The following is a 1699-nucleotide window of genomic DNA, read 5'->3' as shown; positions in this document are numbered from 1 at the left end:
TTCCCCACTGCTGCCTCCCGTAGGAGTCTGGGCCGTGTCTCAGTCCCAGTGTGGCCGGTCGCCCTCTCAGGCCGGCTACCCGTCGTCGCCTTGGTAGGCCATTACCCCACCAACAAGCTGATAGGCCGCGGGCTCATCCTTCACCGCCGGAGCTTTCAACCCCGTCCCATGCGGGACAGAGTGTTATCCGGTATTAGACCCCGTTTCCAGGGCTTGTCCCAGAGTGAAGGGCAGATTGCCCACGTGTTACTCACCCGTTCGCCACTAATCCACCACCGAAGCGGCTTCATCGTTCGACTTGCATGTGTTAAGCACGCCGCCAGCGTTCGTCCTGAGCCAGGATCAAACTCTCCGTGAATGTTTACCCGTAATCGGGTGCACACACACGAGAGCGGAACAACCGGTCGGAATAAGACCCGTTGTTCACAGCGTCCTCGCTGTGTTATCGCCTACCACCACCACATGGTGGCCGTAGGACTTTCAAAGGAACCACCAACCTGCCGAAGCAGGCCGGGGTATCAACATATCTGGCGTTGACTTTTGGCACGCTGTTGAGTTCTCAAGGAACGGACGCTTCCTTCGGTCCCGTATCACCGGGGCCCTCCGGGCGCTTCCCTTCGTTCTTGCGTTTCCGACTCTATCAGACTCTTTCGTGTCCGATTCCCGGTCGAAGCGGGCCGTGCAGTTTCGCTTTCCAGGTTCTCCGCTTTCGCGCTTTCCCTTTCCGGCGATTCCAACTTTACCAGACTCCATTTCGTTCCGTTTCCGGCCCGAATGTGAATTCCGGTGGCCTGTGGAGTGGCCTTGCCTTTCGGCGGATCCGACTTTATCAGGATCTCGCGGGCCGAAAGAACAACCCGAGCGATTCAATAAAGGAGAATCATGTGGCCCGGCGGAGTTAACAAGAACCCCTGCACGAGCGGAGTAGACAATATGCGCTCATCCCGAACTTGTCCAGTCCGAGGCAACCGTTTAAATCTACCTCCCCACGTCTCCCGTGTCAACGGGTTTTGTGGGCGAAGAGGACACTAGCAGCTCAGCAGGGGTGAAAGCACATCGGTGGTCAGGCTGCGGTGGGAAGCTCGGCGCTGCGTTCGACCGCTGCGAGGTCGCCCATGTCGCCGGCGCGGGCCGCGCGGCCGCCGAGGATGTAGACGTACGCGAGAAAGGCCAGCTCAGCGCCGATGCCGATGGTGATCCGGGCCCAGGTCGGGAGGCCGGACGGCGTCACGAACCCCTCGATGAGCCCGGAGACGAACAGGACCAGGGCCAGGCCGATGGCCATTCCCAGTGCGGCGCGGCCCTGCTGGGCCAGAGCGGTCCGGCGTGACAGGGGGCCCGGGTCGATCACCGCCCAGCCGAGGCGTAGCCCCGTGCCCGCTGCGACGAACACCGCGGTCAGTTCGAGCAGACCGTGGGGCAGCACGAGGCCGAGGAAGACGTCGAGCCGGCCCGCGGAGGACATCAGGCCTATGCCGACGCCGAGGTTCAGCATGTTGAGGAAGAGGATCCAGATCACCGGTATGCAGAGGAACGCCCCCAGGACCAGGCACAGGGCCGCGGCCTGCGCGTTGTTCGTCCATACCTGTGCCGCGAACGACGCCGCCGGATGGCTGGAGTAGTAGGTCTCGTACTCCCCGCCCGGCCGGGTCATCGCGCGGAGGTCTTCCGGTGCCGCGATCGCGGCCTGCACTTCGGG

1 protein-coding gene and 1 rRNA gene are annotated in these 1699 nt (G+C 62.7%); both read right to left on the bottom strand.

Features of this window, described 5'->3' with window-relative positions:
* Positions 1–358 (bottom strand): 16S ribosomal RNA (locus ACZ7HQ_RS45285); the annotation flags it as partial.
* Positions 359–1063: 705 nt separating this feature from the next.
* On the bottom strand, positions 1064–1699 hold a 636-nt coding region (locus tag ACZ7HQ_RS45280; protein ID WP_471003442.1), incomplete at its 5' end, for a stage II sporulation protein M.

The organism is Streptomyces sp. NPDC037290 (assembly GCF_055603245.1).
Note: the sequence above shows the minus strand (reverse complement) of the source record. Positions and strands in the feature narration are given on the sequence as shown.